Consider the following 15,049-nt stretch of genomic DNA (forward strand, 5'->3'; position numbering starts at 1 on the left):
GGGGGACGTGGGCCGACCGGCTCACGTCCCCCGGGCCTCCCGTCCGGTCGTCAGCGGCGCTGCGCGCCGGCCGTCAGCTCGGCTGCGCGCTGGCCGACACCGGTCACACCGAGGTCGGCGAGTGCCCGGACGAAGGCCGAGCCGACGATCGCCCCGTCGGCGTACTCGAGGACCTCGGCGACCTGGTCGGCGGTGGAGATGCCGAGCCCGACGCAGGTGCGCGCCACCCCGGCGTCACGGAGTCGGGACACGACGGTGCGCGCGGCGACGTCGACGCCGAGGCGCGCACCTGTGACGCCCATCGTGGACACCGCGTACACGAACCCACGGCTGGCGTCGACGGCCTGGTGCATGCGGGCGTCCGAGGAGGACGGTGCCGCGAGGAACACCCGGTCCAGACCGGTGCGCTCGGAGGCGTCCATCCAGGCGGTCGCCTCGTCGGGGATGAGGTCCGGCGTGATGAGCCCGGACGCGCCCGCGGCGACGAGGTCGTCGGCGAACCGCTCCACGCCGTAGCGGAGGACCGGGTTCCAGTACGTCATGACGAGCACCGGGACGTCGACCCGGTCGGTGATGGCGTGCACCGCGTCGAACACCTGCGCGACCCGGAAGCCGTTCGCGAGCGACTCCTCGGCAGCGCGCTGGATGACGGGGCCGTCCATCACCGGGTCGGAGTACGGCAGGCCGAGCTCGATGACGTCCACGCCGTTCTCGGCGAGGGCGACCGCGGCGTCGACGCTGGTCTCGAGGGTCGGGAAGCCCGCTGGCAGGTAGCCGACCACCGCTCCCGCACGGTCCTGGTTGGCCTGGTCGATCGTCGTCGCGACGGTCCGCGTCTCGCTCACATCTGCTCCGCGTTCTCGTCGAGGATGCCGAAGTACCGGCTGGCCGAGGCGACGTCCTTGTCGCCGCGCCCGGAGAGGTTCACCAGGATGACGGCGTCAGGGCCGAGCTCCTTGCCGAGCTTCATCGCGCCGGCGAGGGCGTGTGAGGACTCGATCGCCGGGATGATGCCCTCGGTCTGGCTGAGCAGCCGGAACGCCTCCATCGCCTCGGTGTCCGTGATCGGCTCGTACTGCGCGCGCCCGATCGACGCCAGGTAGGCGTGCTCCGGGCCGACGCTCGGGTAGTCGAGCCCCGCCGAGATGCTGTGGCTCTCGATGGTCTGACCGTCCTCGTCCTGCATGAGGTACGACTTCGCTCCCTGCAGGACGCCCTCACGCCCGAGCGTGATGCTCGCCGCGTGCCGACCGGTCTCGACACCGTCGCCACCGGCCTCGTACCCGAGGAGCCGCACGGACTCGTCGTCGAGGAAGGCCTCGAAGATGCCCATCGCGTTCGATCCGCCACCGACGCACGCGGCGACGGCGTCGGGCAGGCGGCCGACGAGGTCGAGCACCTGCTGCCGGGCCTCGACGCCGATCACCTTGTGGAACTCGCGCACCATCTCCGGGAACGGGTGCGGACCGGCGACCGTGCCGAGCAGGTAGTGCGTGGAGTCGACGTTCGCGACCCAGTCACGCAGGGCGTCGTTGATGGCGTCCTTCAACGTGCGCGAGCCCGTCTCGACGGGGATCACCTCGGCGCCGAGGAGCCGCATCCGTGCGACGTTGAGCGCCTGGCGGTCGGTGTCGACCGCGCCCATGTACACGACGCAGTCCATCCCGAACAGCGCCGCGGCGGTGGCCGTGGCCACGCCGTGCTGGCCGGCGCCGGTCTCGGCGATCAGGCGGGTCTTGCCGAGGCGCTTCGCGACCAGCGCCTGGCCCAGCACGTTGTTGATCTTGTGCGAGCCGGTGTGGTTCAGGTCCTCGCGCTTGAGGATCACGCGTGCGCCGCCGGCGTGCCTGGCGAACCGCGGCACCTCGGTGATGATCGACGGCCGACCCGTGTAGTCGCGCTGCAGGGCGTCGAGCTCCTCGTGGAAGGCCGGGTCCGCCCAGGCCTCGCGGAAGGCGGCTTCGAGTTCGTCGAGGGCCAGCACGAGCGACTCGGGGACGAAACGCCCGCCGAAGTCGCCGAAGTACGGGCCGTGGAGGTCACGGAGTGAGGTCACGTTGGTGCTCCCGGAACGTGTCCGGCACCGGGCCGGACGGAGGGTCAGGCGTCGATGAACGACGCGAGTGCAGCGGCGGGGTCGGCGCCCGTCACGAGCGCCTCCCCCACCAGGACGACGTCGGCTCCCGCAGCGCGGTAGTGGGCGACGTCGGCGGGACCGGAGACGGCGGACTCGGCGACACGGACGACCCCGTCGGGGATCGACCCGGCCAGGGAGCCGAAGAGGTCGCGGTCCAGCGAGAAGTCGGTGAGGTCGCGGGCGTTCACGCCGAGGATCCGTGCACCGGCGTCGAGGCCCCTGGCGACCTCGTCGCCCGAGTGGGCCTCGACGAGGACACGCATGCCGAGCTGCTCGGCGAGCTCGTGCAGCTCGACGAGCCGCGCCTGGTCGAGGGCGGCGACGATGAGCAACACGATGTCGGCACCCGACGCACGCGCCTCGACGACCTGGTACGGGTCGGCGATGAAGTCCTTGCGGAGCACCGGGACACCGACGCGGGCCTTGACGGCTTCGAGATCGGCGAGGCTGCCGAGGAACTTCCGTCCCTCGGTGAGCACGCTGATGGCCGAGGCGCCACCGCGCTCGTAGTCGGCGGCGAGCCCCGCGGGGTCGGCGATCGTCGCCATCGACCCGCGGGAGGGGCTGGCACGCTTCACCTCGGCGATGACCTTCACGCGGTCGGCGGGGGCGAGGAACTCGAGCGCGTCGAGCGGCGAGGCGACCCGGTCGAGGTCACGTTCGACGTCCGCGTAGGGACGGTCGACGCGACGGGCCGCGGCGTCCTCGAGCGCGCCCGCGACGAGGGTCTCGAGCACGTTCGGCATCGTGGGCCTACTCGTCGTGGTGCTTGGGGACGAACTTCGGACCGTTCACGCCGTAGCCGGCCTTGCTCATCACGACACCGACGATCAGGCCGACGACGAGCAGCGCGGCGGAGGCCCAGACGGCCCACGCGATGCTGAACCAGAAGCAGATCGTGCCGATCGCGAACGCCACCAGCATGATGATGACGGACGTCCAGGCTGCCGGCGAGTGGCCTTCGCCGAGTTCTGCGGGCTCAGTGGTGCTCACGGTGCTCCTCGTGGTCGGTGGCGTCGTCGGTCGATCGACGCGGGTCCAAGCCTACCGTGTCGTCACCGCCGGTCTCCGCAGCGGGGAGGTCGGTCCGCGCTGCGCCGCCGTCGGATCCGTCGGCGCTCGCCCGGGTCGGGTCGACGCCGGCGCTCAGGTCGTCCCAGTCCACGACCGCGTCGCGCTCGACCGGCACGGCCACGCGGGAGGTGGTCGGCGTGGCGGCGTACTTGCGGCTCGGACCGGGCCACGACCGCTGCACCACCAGCACGACGATGCCGAGCAGCACGGCCAGGACGCCCCCGGCGATGCCGACCGCGGGCCACGCGGAGACGTCGACGGACGTCACGACCCGACGGATCGCGGACAGGTCGCTCACGCCGGCCACCTCGCCGACGGCGCCCTTCGCGGCCGCCACGGGGTCGGCGAGGGCGTTCACGCCGGCGACGACGATCGCGACGCCGAGCAGGACCTCGATCACCGCGAGCACGATGCGGACGACGCGCCCGGCGATCGTCATCGCGAGGAACAGCGCCAGCGACGCGATCGCCAGCGCGGTGTACTGCGGGACCGCCTTCGACCCGTCGGCGTCGACGGTGGTGGTCACCGCCGCCGTCGCGTCGAGGTGCACGGTGAACCACGTCTGCGTCCACGAGAGCATCACGATGCCGGCGACCGCGAGCCCGATGACGACGACGAGCGGACGGGAGCGCCTCACGAGCGGACCTCGCGCATCTGGTTGGCGGTGGCGACGGCGCGGAGCGGCGCCGCGGCCTTGTTGACGGCCTCGGTGTGTTCGGTCGCGGGGTCGGAGTCGGCGACGAGCCCCGCTCCTGCCTGCACGCGGGCCACACCGTCCTTGATGAGCGCGGTCCGGATCGCGATGGCGAGGTCGGCGTCCCCGGCGAAGTCGAAGTACCCGACGACGCCCGCGTAGGCGCCGCGCGTCGCGGGTTCGAGCTCGTCGATGATCTCCAGCGCGCGCGGCTTCGGTGCGCCGGAGAGCGTGCCCGCCGGGAAGGTCGCCCGGAAGACGTCGATCGCGGAGGCTTCGTCGCGGACGGTGCCCTCGACGCTCGACACCAGGTGCATGATGTGGCTGAACCGCTCGACGGTCATGAACTCGGTCACCGCGACGGTGCCGGGCTCGCACACCTTCTGCAGGTCGTTGCGGGACAGGTCCACGAGCATCAGGTGCTCGGCACGTTCCTTGGGGTCCTCGAGGAGGTCCTCGCCGAAGCGGACGTCCTCCTCCGGCGTCGCCCCGCGCGGGCGGGAGCCGGCGATCGGGTGCGTGATGGCCCGGCCGCCCTGCACCTTGACGAGCGCCTCCGGCGACGCCCCGACGATCCAGAACGGTGCGCCGGCGGTGTCCTCGAGCGACAGGAAGTACATGTACGGGCTCGGGTTCAGCGTGCGCAGCACCCGGTAGACGTCGAGGGGCTCGGCCGTCACGTCGTGGTCGAAGCGCTGCGAGATGACGACCTGGAACACGTCGCCGTCGCGGATGAAGTCCTTCGACCGCGTCACCGCGGCCATGTACTCCTCCGGCGTCGACCGGTGCCGCGGCGTCGGCTCGGCGATGTCGAACGCCTCGGCGACGGTCGCGACGGTGGGCTGCACCAGGTCGGCCTGCATGCGGTCGAGTCGGTCCTGTGCCGCCGTCCACAGCGCGTCCGCGTCGTCGGTGCCGTCGTTGAGCGCACTCGCGACGAGCAGCACGAGCCCGGTGCGGTGGTCGAGCGCGGCGAGCTCGGCGACGAACGCCAGGGACTGCCCCGGCACGGTGAAGTCCGACGGCGGGACGTTCGGCAGGTGCTCGAGCTGGCGCACGGCCTCCCAGCCGATGAACCCGACGGTCCCGCCGACCAGGGGCGGAGTGCCGGGGACGCGCGGGGTGGCCCAGCGCTCGTGCAGTCGGGCGAGCACGTCGAGGGGTGCGCCGTCGAGGTCGCCGACGGCGCGCTCCGCGCTCATCCCGGTGTCGATCCACGCGGCGCGGTCGCCGTCCTGCGTGAGGACACCGAAGCTCCGCACCCCGACGAAGGACCAGCGCGACCACAGGCCACCCTGGCCGGCGGACTCGAGGAGGAACGAGCCGGGTCGGCCGTCGGCGAGCTTACGGTACACGCCGACCGGGGTCTCGCTGTCGCCGTAGAGCGCGCGGACGACGGGGACGACGCGGTGGCCGTCCGCCACCAGGGCGTCGAACTCCGGACGGGAGGTCGTGTGCGGCTGATCGGAGACCGTGGCGGTGGGCGACGTGGTGGCGTTCGTCATCGGGTCGCCTCCGTCGTCTCGGATGACGGTGCGGTCGCCGCCGCCGTCGGTGCCGACGCGGTCGTCGGGGTCAGCGGGTCGACGTCGAAGCACCGGTGCGCGCCGGTGTGGCACGCGGCACCGACCTGCTGCACCGTCACGAGCAGGGTGTCCGCGTCGCAGTCGAACGCCGCAGCACGGACGTACTGCGCGTGGCCGGAGGTGTCGCCCTTCCGCCAGTACTCCTGCCGGGACCGGGACCAGAAGGTCACCCGGCCCTCGGTCAGGGTGCGGCGGAGGGCTTCCCGGTCCATGTAGCCGAGCATGAGGACGTCCTTCGACGACTCCTCCTGCACGACTGCCGGGAGCAGCCCGTCCGCACCGAACCGCGCGCGGTCGAGGACCGCGTCCGTGCTGGTGCTGGTGCTGTCGGTCATGAGGCTCCTAGCGTACGGCGTGCCCGGAGTCCCGCAGCGCGTCCTTGACCTCGCCGATGGTCATCTCCCCGCGGTGGAACACGCTCGCGGCGAGCACGGCGTCCGCACCGGCGTCCACGGCCGGGGCGAAGTGCTCGAGCCGACCCGCGCCTCCCGAGGCGATGACCGGCACCGACGAGACGGCGCGCACCGCGGCGGTGAGCTCGAGGTCGAACCCGTTCTTCGTGCCGTCGGCGTCGATCGAGTTGACGAGCAGTTCGCCAGCGCCGCGCTCGACGGCCTCGCGGGCCCAGCGGAGCGCGTCGAGGTCGGACTCGGTGCGTCCGCCGTGGGTCGTCACCACGAAGCCCGACGGCATCCGGTCCGAGCGCTTGACGTCGAGCGAGAGCACGACCGCCTGCGCGCCGAACCGGTCCGCGATCTCGCCGACGAGCGAGGGGCGGGCGATCGCCGCGCTGTTGACGCCGATCTTGTCCGCACCGCACTGCTGCAGCCGCGACACGTCGTCCACGCTGCGGACGCCACCGCCGACCGTGAGCGGGATGAAGACCTGCTCGGCCGTCCGCGTCACCGTCTCGTACATCGTCGACCGGTTCTCCACGGTCGCCCCGACGTCGAGGAACGTCAGTTCGTCAGCACCCTGCTCGTAGTAGCGCGCCGCGAGCTCGACCGGGTCGCCGGCGTCCTGCAGGTCGAGGAAGTTCACGCCCTTGACGACGCGGCCGCCCGACACGTCCAGACACGGCACGACGCGGACGGCGACGCCGCCGGGCACCGCGGTCACAGGCGTGCGGCGTGGATCGGGCTGACCAGGATGGCCCGCGCGCCGAGGTCGTAGAGCGCGTCCATGATGAGGTTCGCGTCGTCACGCGGGATCATCACGCGGACGGCCGACCAGTCCCGGCCGTGCAGCGGCGAGACCGTCGGCGACTCGATGCCGGAGGCGATCGCGGTGGCCTGCTCGAGGAGGTCCGTCGGGATGTCGTAGTCGAGCATGACGTAGCCGCGGGCGACGAGCACGCCCTGCAGCCGGCGGCGCAGGACGTCGATGCCCGGGATCGTCTCGTCGGTGGTGACCAGCAGGGCGGTGGACTCCAGGATGACCGGGCCGAAGATCTCGAGTCCGGCCTGGCGCAGGGTGCTGCCGGTCGACACGACGTCCGCGACCGCGTCGGCCACACCGAGCCGGACCGCGCTCTCCACGGCACCGTCGAGCTTGACGAGCTCGGCGTGCACGCCGTGCCGCGCGAGGAACTCCCTCACCAGGCCGGGGTAGCTCGTGGCGACGCGCACGCCGTCGAGGTCCGACAGCGCGGAGAACCGACCGGGGGTGCCGGCGAAGCGGAACGTCGAGTCGGCGAACCCGAGCGCGTCGACCTCGTGCGCCCGGGACCCGGAGTCGAGCAGCAGGTCGCGCCCGGTGATGCCGACGTCGAGCGCGCCGGACCCGACGTACGTGGCGATGTCGCGCGGGCGGAGGAAGAAGAACTCCACGCCGTTGCGCTCGTCGAGCAGGTGGAGCGCCTTCGGGTCACGGCGACCGGCGTACCCGGCCTCCCGCAGCATCTCGGAGGCGGTCTCGGACAGCGAGCCCTTGTTGGGCACGGCGATGCGGAGCATCAGGGTCTGCTTTCTGGTCGGAGGTGTCGGTGACTGTCTGCGGGAGCGCCGGAGCGCGTCCTACAGATGTCGCCAGACGTCCGCCGGGGTGAGGCCCTTCGCGACCATCAGGACCTGCAGGTGGTAGACGAGCTGGGAGATCTCCTCCGAGGTGCGCTCGTCGCCCTCGTACTCGGCCGCCATCCAGACCTCGGCGGCTTCCTCCACGATCTTCTTGCCGATCTGGTGCACGCCGGCGTCCAGTTCGGCGACGGTGCCGGAGCCCTCGGGGCGCGTGGCGGCCTTCTCGGTCAGCTCCGCGAACAGGTCGTCGAACGTCTTCACGCTCTCAGGCTACCGTCCTCCGCGGGTGCTCCGGTCGCACCGTCCGGACGGGAGGCTCGGCTCGGCCCCGTCACGCGCGCGCCGCAGCGGCGGCCTCACGGAGGTCGACGATCCGCTGCGCGGGCTCGCCACCGTAGACGGCGGACCCGGCGACGAGGGTGTCGGCGCCGCTCTGCACGGCCTGCGGCACGGTGTCCACCGCGATGCCGCCGTCGACCTCGAGCCAGACGTCGAGTCCGGAGGCGTCGACCGCGGCCCGGGCGTCGGCGAGCTTCGGCATCACGGAGGGCATGAACGACTGGCCGCCGAACCCGGGCTCGACCGTCATGAGCAGGATCATGTCGTAGGCGTCCAGGTGGCGGAGCACCTGCGTGACGGGCGTGCCGGGCTTCACCGCGACGGCAGCGCGGGCACCGTTCGACCGGATCGCGGCGGCGGTCGCCACCGGGTCGACGGCCGCCTCGAGGTGGAACGTCACGCTCGACGCGCCGGTCTCGGCGTACTTCGGGGCCTCGGAGTCGGCGTCGGTGATCATCAGGTGCACGTCGAGCGGCACCGGCGAGACCTCCTGCAGGCGCTGCACGATCGGCAGCCCGAGGGTCAGGTTCGGCACGAAGTGGTTGTCCATCACGTCGACGTGCACCATGTCGGCGCTCTCGATGCGGTGCAGCTCCCGTTCGAGGTTCGCGAAGTCGGCGGACAGGATGCTCGGCGAGATGCGGATCGTCACCCGACAACCCTACCGGCGGCGGCCCGACCACCGGCTCGCCCGACGAGTTGCTCGAGCTGTCCGTGGTACGTACGGAACGGCTTCGGATCCCCCACGCAGCCTCCCACGGACCCGTCGAACGAAGAGGACCGGCCCTGGACCTGCGGAGCAGGCGGAACCGGTCGTGTCCGACCAACACATCACACTGGTCAGGAGGAGACGGTCATCACGACCGACGGAACAGCGCGATGAACATCGCGTCCGTCCCGACCCGGTGCGGCCAGAGCTGCGCCGTCGGGCCGTCCGCGACCTGCGGATCACGGGCCGCGACGCGCCGCACGACCGACGCCGTGTCGAGCTGCTCGAGGACGTCCCCGTGTCGCGTCATCACCGCGTCGACCTGCCCGCGCGTCTCCGCCAGGTGCGGCGAACACGTCACGTACGCGAGCGTGCCCCCAGGGGCCAGCACCCGGACCGCCGCGTCGAGCAGCTCGGCCTGCAGCACCGCGAGTTCCTGGACGTCCTCCGGGACCTTCCGCCAGCGGGCCTCGGGGCGACGGCGGAGCGCTCCGAGTCCGGTGCAGGGCGCGTCGAGGAGGATGCGGTCGAACGTCACGCCCGACCCGTCCGTCCCGTACCGACGGCCGTCGCCCTCGACCACGGTCACCGTGTCGCCGAACCCGGCGAGGGCCTTCCGCACCAGCCCGACACGCGCCGGCACCAGCTCGTTGGCGGTGAGCGTCGCGCCGCCCTGGGCTGCCTCCGCGGCGAGCAGGGCGGCCTTGCCGCCGGGCCCGGCGCAGAGGTCCAGCCAGCGCTCCCCCGGACGCACCTCGGAGGCGCGGCTCAGCGCGAGGGCGGCGAGCTGCGACCCCTCGTCCTGCACGCGGAGTCGCCCGGCAGCCACACCGGGCACACGGGCGGGGTCACCGGTGACGCCCCGGATCCCCACCGGTGAGACCGGCAGCGCATCCGCGTCCAGCACGGGAGGCTCGGTACCGGTCGCGTCGACGGCCGTCGGTCCGGCGTCGCTCGGCTCGGCACGGGTCGGTTCCGCGTCGGTCGGTCCGGCGTCCGTCGGCTCGGCGTCCGTCGTCGGCGCGGTCGTCGCGGTGGCGACGTCCTCCTCGGTCGCCAGGCCCGGCAGGGCGGCGAGCTGCACCCGCGGTGCCACGTCGTCCGCCGCGAGCAGCGCCACGAGTTCGTCCCGGGACCGCTCGGCCGCGAGGGCGTCCCGGAGCGAGGACACCACCCACGTCGGATGCGACCACCTCGTGGCGAGGAGCGCGTCGCCGGAGAGCCCGCGGGTGATCTCCACGTCCCACTCGTCGGGCGTCCGGGCAGCGACCTTGCGGAGGACCGCGTTCACGAAGCCCGTGGCACGCGGGGCCCCCACCTCACGGGTGAGCTCGACCGTGGCGGACACCGCGGCGTGCACGGGCGTGCGCAGGGCGAGGAGCTGGTGGACCCCGAGGCGCATGACGTCGAGCACGTCGGCCTCGATGTTCGCGACACGACGTCCGGACGCCGCCTCGACGATGGCGTCGTAGCGTCCGATCATCCGGATCGTGCCGTACGTGAGCTCGGTGGCGAACCCGGCGTCGCGCGCGGAGAGTGCGGCGCGCCGGATCCGGGTCGGGAGGAGCAGGTTCGCGTAGGCGTCGTCCACCTGCACGGCTCGGAGCACGTCGAACGCCACACGCCGGGCGCTCGGACCCCGCACCGTGCGCGCCGGCTGCCGGGTCTGCTGGTGGGGGCTCATGCCAGTGCCTTCCCGGAGAGGTCGCCGAGACCGCGGGCCCAGGCTGCGGCGTCCATCGGCTTCTTGCCGGCTGGCTGGACCTCGGTGAGGACCAGTGGACCGTCACCGGTGCCGACGAGCAGCCGACCGTCGTGGACCGTCAGCGCGCCGGGGGCGAGCTGCGGGGCGGGGCCTGCCGAGCCTGGGTCCCGGGTCGCGCGGAGCAGCTTGACGCGCGTGTCGCCGAGGTGTGCGAACGCACCGGGTTCCGGGGTGACACCGCGGATCCGGGCGTGCACGGCGGCCGCGTCGGCGGTGAAGTCGACGTGGCCGTCCTCGATCGTGGTCTTCGGGGCGAGGGTCGGCTCGCCGACCTGCTCGGTGGCGGTGGCGGTGCCGGCCGCGATGTCGTCGACGACGCGCGCGACGACCTCCGCGCCGGTCTCCGCCATCGCGGCGAGGACCTCGCCCGCAGTGGCCTCGCCGTCGATGGCGAAGGGCTCCGCGGCGAACACCGGACCGGCGTCGAGGGCCTCGACGAGCTGGAACACCGTCGCGGCGGTGCTGGCGTCACCGGCCATCACGGCGCGCTGCACGGGGGCGGCACCGCGGTACGCCGGGAGGTCGGAGAAGTGCAGGTTGATCCACCCGTGGCGCGGTGTGTCGAGCGCCGGGCGCCGGAGCAGTGCCCCGTACGCGACGATGACGCCGAGGTCGACGTCGAGCGCGGCGATGCGGGCCGTCACGGCGTCGTCGACCCGTGAGGCCTCGATCACGGGGAGGCCGAGCTCGGCGGCGGCCTCGGCGACCGGCGTCGGGGTGAGGACGCGCTTCCGGCCCTGCGGTGTCGGCGGTCGGGTCAGCACGGCGGCGATCTCGTGGTCGGAGACCGCGAGTCGGCGGAGGGTGGGGACGGCCGCAGCGGGGCTGCCGGCGACGACGAGACGCATGGGTTCGATCCTCCCACGGCGGCGGCGGTGGGGCGTGTCGGGGGGCGGGGGGCGCCCGCGGGTCCGACTCCGAACGACACGGTCGCTGTCGTACGACAGCGACCGTGTCGTTCGGTGCGGGCGCGTGGTGTCGCGTTCGGCCCGAGCGACATCGTCGTCGTCGTACGACAGCGACGCTGTCGTTCCGAGTCGAGCGCGGGAGCGGGCGGGCAGGCGAGCGCGGGAGCGGGCGACGGCGGGCGCGTGCGGGCGCGGGCGACGGCGGGCGCGTGCGGGAGGGGGGCGCCCGGCGCGTCAGACCTCGGCGAAGGGCTCGGCGTCGTCGAGGCGCGCGCGGAGCGCCGGGGCAGCGCGGCGCTTCTCGCCTCCCGGCAGCACGCGGCGCGTGGACGAGCGACGGATGACCTCCGCCTTCAGGGTCGCGGCGACCTCGGTCCCGTGGGCGTAGGGGAAGCGCACGATGGCGCGCACGGTGCCGGGGACGGGGTCCTCGATCGGGACGGGTCCGAGCACGGGGCCGACGAGTGCGTCGCCGAGGGCCTCCACCGCCGCGGTGACGGCCGGCTCCGTGCCGGTGAGCGTCGCGACGCGGACGGCCGGCGGGAACAGGAGCTCGCGGCGGTCGACGAGCTCGTCGTGTGCGGGTCCGTCGAGCTGCCACAGGGCCATCGCCGTCGCGAGCCGGCCGCCGATGCCCACGAGGTACACCGACGCTCCGGGAGCACCCTTCGCCGCGGCGTTGGTCCAGAAGCGCAGCACCTCCTCCTGCACGCGGAGCCCCTCGCGCGCGAGCATCCGCTCCCCGTCGAGCAGCAGCACGCAGGCGTAGCCGCCCGGGGTCGACGGTTCGGCGCCGCGGGTGGCGACCACGACCGCGGGCTTCGCCGGGACCTCGTCGATCGGCCGTGAGCCGTCGGCGACGATGATCCTGGTGCCGGGGAACGCCCGACCGAGTTCGTCCGCCGTGCGCTGTGCCCCCTGCCCGACGGGCTTGAGCTTCCCGCCGCCGCACGTCGGGCAGCGGTACCCGACCGCCAGCGCGCCGCAGAACCGGCACTGCGGCACGGCCCCGTGCGTGGGGCTGCCGAGCGGACCACCGCACACCCGGCAGTGCGCCCGCTCCCCGCAGTCCGCGCAGACCAGTCCGGTACCGAAGCCGGGGTTCGCGACCTGCACGAGCACCGGGCCGGTCCGGCTGGCCTCGCGGGCGGCACGCCACGCACTGCTCGGGATGCGTGCCTGCGCGGCGGGTCCGTCGGCGTTCACCTGCTGCTGCGTCGGGATGACGTTCGGCACGGCCTGCCGGTACGGGGCGACGTCCTCGAGCCACTGCAGCTCGACGAGGCGCTGCACGTCGGTGCTCCGTGCGTGCGACGCGAACAGCAGCGCGGCGCCGGACTGCGCGGCCCGGACGAGGGCGACGTCGCGCGTGTGCACGTACGGTGCGCGGGGTTCGATGAACGACTGGTCGCCGTCGTCCCACATCGCGATGAGCCCGAGGTCGTCCGCCGGGGCGTACATCGCCGTGCGGTTGCCGATCGCGACCACCGGGTGCGTCCGTGCCTGCAACAGCGCCTTCGCCCGCTGGCCGTTCGTCTGCTTCGCGTCGAACCGGACGACACGCTCGGCGGGGACGTACACGTGCAGCGCGCGCTCGAGGTCCGTCAGGTCGCGGAAGTCGGGCACCGCGATGACGGCGGAGCGTTCCGCGGCGAGGGTGCGCGCAGCGGCCTGCGCGAGGGTCGCCGCCCACCCGGGGACCCACACGTGCACGGGCTCGGGAGCCTCGCCGGAAGTCGGAGCCGAAGCAGAAGCGGGAGCAGGAGCAGGAGCAGGGCTGGCGGCACCGACGGCACCGAGGTCCACCGGGTGCGGCACCGCGGCGACGGCAGCACGGCCGTCCTCGGCGAGGACCCGCTCGAGCACGCCGTCGCCGTACCCCGTGACCTCCGGCGCGACGACCGCGGTCGGCACGTGCGACGGGTCCCGCGCCAGCCACGCCTTCTCGGCACGGACCTGCCGGGTCGGCACCGCCAGCCGGAGGACGTCGCTCGCCACACCGGCAGCGCGGTCGGCGACGGCGCGGGCGAGTCGCCAGATCTCCGGCGCGAGCACCGGGACCGCGCTGACGACCGTCTCGACGGCGCTGAGCTCGCCCGGGTAGCCACCCTCGCGGAGGACCTCGACCACGTACGCGTCCGACATCCGGGCACCGGTCCGGAGCGGGACCTTGACCCGCACCCCCGGCACGCAGTCGTCCTCGAGCTCGGCCGGCACCCGGTAGTCGAACAGACGGTCGAGCTGCGGGAGCGGCGAGTCGAGGACGACGCGCGCGACGGTGGTCACGCGGACCTTCAGACGGCGGCGGTGGCGAGTCCTGCGGCCTGGCGGAGCTCCTCGACGCGGTCGAGCGCCTCCCAGGTGAACCCGGGGAGCTCGCGGCCGAAGTGGCCGTACGTCGCGGTCTGCGCGTAGCGCGGCTTCAGCAGGTCGAGGTCACGGATGATCGCCGCCGGACGGAGGTCGAACACCGTGCGGATCGCCGCCTCGATGGTGGCGTCGTCGACGTGCCCGGTCCCGAAGGTCTCGACGTAGAGCCCGACGGGCTTCGCCCGACCGATGGCGTAGGCGACCTGGACCTCGAGCCGGTCGGCGAGGCCCGCCGCGACGGCGTTCTTCGCGACCCAGCGCAGCGCGTAGGCGGCCGAACGGTCCACCTTCGACGGGTCCTTGCCGCTGAACGCGCCACCGCCGTGACGGGAGGCCCCACCGTAGGTGTCGACGATGACCTTGCGGCCGGTGAGCCCGGCGTCGCCCTGGGGGCCACCGATCTCGAAGCGACCGGTCGGGTTCACGATGACCTCGACCCGGGAGGAGTCGAGGTCGACGAGGTCGAGCACCGGACGGATGACGTGCTCGGTGATCGCCGCGGTGAGCTCGTCGAGCGTCACAGCCGGCGAGTGCTGCGTCGACACGACGACCGTCTCGACCGTCTTCGGCACGACGCCGTCGTACCCGACGGTGACCTGGGTCTTGCCGTCGGGGCGCAGGAAGTCCAGCGTGCCGGACTTGCGGACGGCGGCGAGCCGCTCGGCCAGGCGGTGCGCGAGCCAGATCGCGACGGGCATGTACTCGGGCGTCTCGTTCGTCGCGAACCCGAACATGATGCCCTGGTCCCCGGCACCCTGACGGTCGAGCGGGTCGACGCCGGCACCGGTACGGGTGTCGAGCGACTCGTCGACGCCCTGTGCGATGTCGGGCGACTGGGCCCCGATCGAGACCTCGACACCGCAGGTGCGGCCGTCGAACGAGACCTCGGACGAGTTGTAGCCGATGCCCGTGATGACGTCACGGACGAGCTTCGGGATCTCGACGTAGCCGGAGGTCGTGACCTCACCCGCGACGTGCACGAGCCCCGTCGTGACCATCGTCTCGACGGCCACGCGGGCGTGCGGGTCGACGGTCAGCAGTGCGTCGAGGATGGTGTCCGAGATCTGGTCGCAGATCTTGTCGGGGTGGCCCTCCGTCACCGACTCGGACGTGAACAGGCGCAGCGTGCTGGACGTCACCGGGCTCAGACGGTCGGCTGCGGCTGCTGCTTGGTGACGGTGAGCTTGTCCTCGTTGATCTCGTGGAGGGCCACCGACAGCGGCTTGTCGTCGATCGTGGAGTCGACGAGCGGACCGACGTTGTCGAAGAGCGAGCCCTCGTGCAGGTCGGCGTAGTAGTCGTTGATCTGGCGGGCACGCTTCGAGGCGAAGATGACGAGCGCGTACTTCGACTCCACCTTGGCGAGCAGGTCGTCGATGGGCGGGTCGATGATGCCCTGGGGGTTGGCCATGGTGTCTCCAGTCGACAGAAGATGGTGTGTGCCCGGTG

At 73.0% G+C, this 15,049-nt stretch carries 16 protein-coding genes; all 16 read right to left on the bottom strand.

The annotated features are described in order from the left end of the window. Positions 1-50 precede the first annotated feature (50 nt). Positions 51-845 carry a tryptophan synthase subunit alpha gene (gene trpA, locus FS641_RS00300; protein ID WP_144758296.1) on the bottom strand — a complete coding sequence of 265 codons (795 nt, stop codon included), beginning with the start codon at positions 843-845 and terminating at the stop codon, positions 51-53. Continuing rightward, positions 842-2,056, bottom strand: a complete 1,215-nt coding sequence (gene trpB, locus FS641_RS00305) for a tryptophan synthase subunit beta (RefSeq protein ID WP_144758298.1) — start codon at positions 2,054-2,056, stop codon at positions 842-844. The genes trpA and trpB overlap by 4 nt, the downstream gene beginning before the upstream one ends. A 44-nt stretch (positions 2,057-2,100) precedes the next feature. Further along, on the bottom strand, positions 2,101-2,874 hold the full coding sequence (gene trpC / locus FS641_RS00310; RefSeq protein WP_144759744.1) for an indole-3-glycerol phosphate synthase TrpC: 774 nt from the start codon (positions 2,872-2,874) through the stop codon (positions 2,101-2,103). A gap of 16 nt (positions 2,875-2,890) precedes the next feature. Beyond that, complete coding sequence (locus tag FS641_RS00315) at positions 2,891-3,130, bottom strand: DUF6704 family protein (RefSeq protein ID WP_144758299.1); 240 nt, start codon at positions 3,128-3,130, stop codon at positions 2,891-2,893. Then, entirely contained in the window at positions 3,117-3,848 is a 732-nt protein-coding gene (locus FS641_RS00320; RefSeq protein WP_144758301.1) for a Trp biosynthesis-associated membrane protein, read from the bottom strand. Before FS641_RS00320 ends, FS641_RS00315 begins: the two co-directional genes overlap by 14 nt. Beyond that, a complete protein-coding gene (locus FS641_RS00325; RefSeq protein ID WP_144758303.1) occupies positions 3,845-5,410 on the bottom strand; it encodes an anthranilate synthase component I in 1,566 nt (521 codons plus the stop codon). The genes FS641_RS00320 and FS641_RS00325 overlap by 4 nt, the downstream gene beginning before the upstream one ends. Beyond that, on the bottom strand, positions 5,407-5,826 hold the full coding sequence (hisI, locus tag FS641_RS00330) for a phosphoribosyl-AMP cyclohydrolase (RefSeq protein ID WP_144758305.1): 420 nt from the start codon (positions 5,824-5,826) through the stop codon (positions 5,407-5,409). Before hisI ends, FS641_RS00325 begins: the two co-directional genes overlap by 4 nt. 7 nt (positions 5,827-5,833) lie before the next feature. Further along, positions 5,834-6,610, bottom strand: a complete 777-nt coding sequence (gene hisF, locus FS641_RS00335) for an imidazole glycerol phosphate synthase subunit HisF (RefSeq protein WP_313957769.1) — start codon at positions 6,608-6,610, stop codon at positions 5,834-5,836. Continuing rightward, positions 6,607-7,446, bottom strand: coding sequence for an ATP phosphoribosyltransferase (gene hisG, locus FS641_RS00340; RefSeq protein WP_144758307.1), 840 nt, complete (start codon positions 7,444-7,446; stop codon positions 6,607-6,609). Before hisG ends, hisF begins: the two co-directional genes overlap by 4 nt. 60 nt (positions 7,447-7,506) lie before the next feature. Then, the gene (locus tag FS641_RS00345; RefSeq protein ID WP_144758309.1) at positions 7,507-7,770 is read right to left on the bottom strand and encodes a phosphoribosyl-ATP diphosphatase; all 264 of its coding nucleotides are present in this window, start codon (positions 7,768-7,770) and stop codon (positions 7,507-7,509) included. Positions 7,771-7,840: 70 nt separating this feature from the next. Next, positions 7,841-8,500, bottom strand: coding sequence for a ribulose-phosphate 3-epimerase (rpe, locus tag FS641_RS00350; protein ID WP_144758311.1), 660 nt, complete (start codon positions 8,498-8,500; stop codon positions 7,841-7,843). Positions 8,501-8,705: 205 nt separating this feature from the next. Continuing rightward, the gene (locus FS641_RS00355) at positions 8,706-10,241 is read right to left on the bottom strand and encodes an RsmB/NOP family class I SAM-dependent RNA methyltransferase (protein ID WP_144758313.1); all 1,536 of its coding nucleotides are present in this window, start codon (positions 10,239-10,241) and stop codon (positions 8,706-8,708) included. Beyond that, entirely contained in the window at positions 10,238-11,170 is a 933-nt protein-coding gene (locus FS641_RS00360; protein ID WP_144758315.1) for a methionyl-tRNA formyltransferase, read from the bottom strand. Before FS641_RS00360 ends, FS641_RS00355 begins: the two co-directional genes overlap by 4 nt. A gap of 294 nt (positions 11,171-11,464) precedes the next feature. Beyond that, positions 11,465-13,516 (bottom strand): primosomal protein N', encoded by a 2,052-nt coding sequence (locus FS641_RS00365; protein WP_144758317.1) that lies wholly within the window; start codon positions 13,514-13,516, stop codon positions 11,465-11,467. An 8-nt stretch (positions 13,517-13,524) separates the two neighbouring features. After that, positions 13,525-14,739: a methionine adenosyltransferase gene (metK, locus tag FS641_RS00370; RefSeq protein ID WP_186317507.1), complete on the bottom strand. Its 1,215-nt coding sequence runs from the start codon at positions 14,737-14,739 to the stop codon at positions 13,525-13,527. Positions 14,740-14,744: 5 nt separating this feature from the next. Continuing rightward, complete coding sequence (rpoZ, locus tag FS641_RS00375) at positions 14,745-15,011, bottom strand: DNA-directed RNA polymerase subunit omega (protein WP_144758319.1); 267 nt, start codon at positions 15,009-15,011, stop codon at positions 14,745-14,747. Between the last annotated feature and the right edge of the window lie 38 nt (positions 15,012-15,049).

Origin of the sequence: Curtobacterium sp. 9128 (assembly GCF_007673775.1) — a bacterium.
In the GTDB taxonomy this organism is placed as follows: Bacteria; Actinomycetota; Actinomycetes; order Actinomycetales; family Microbacteriaceae; genus Curtobacterium.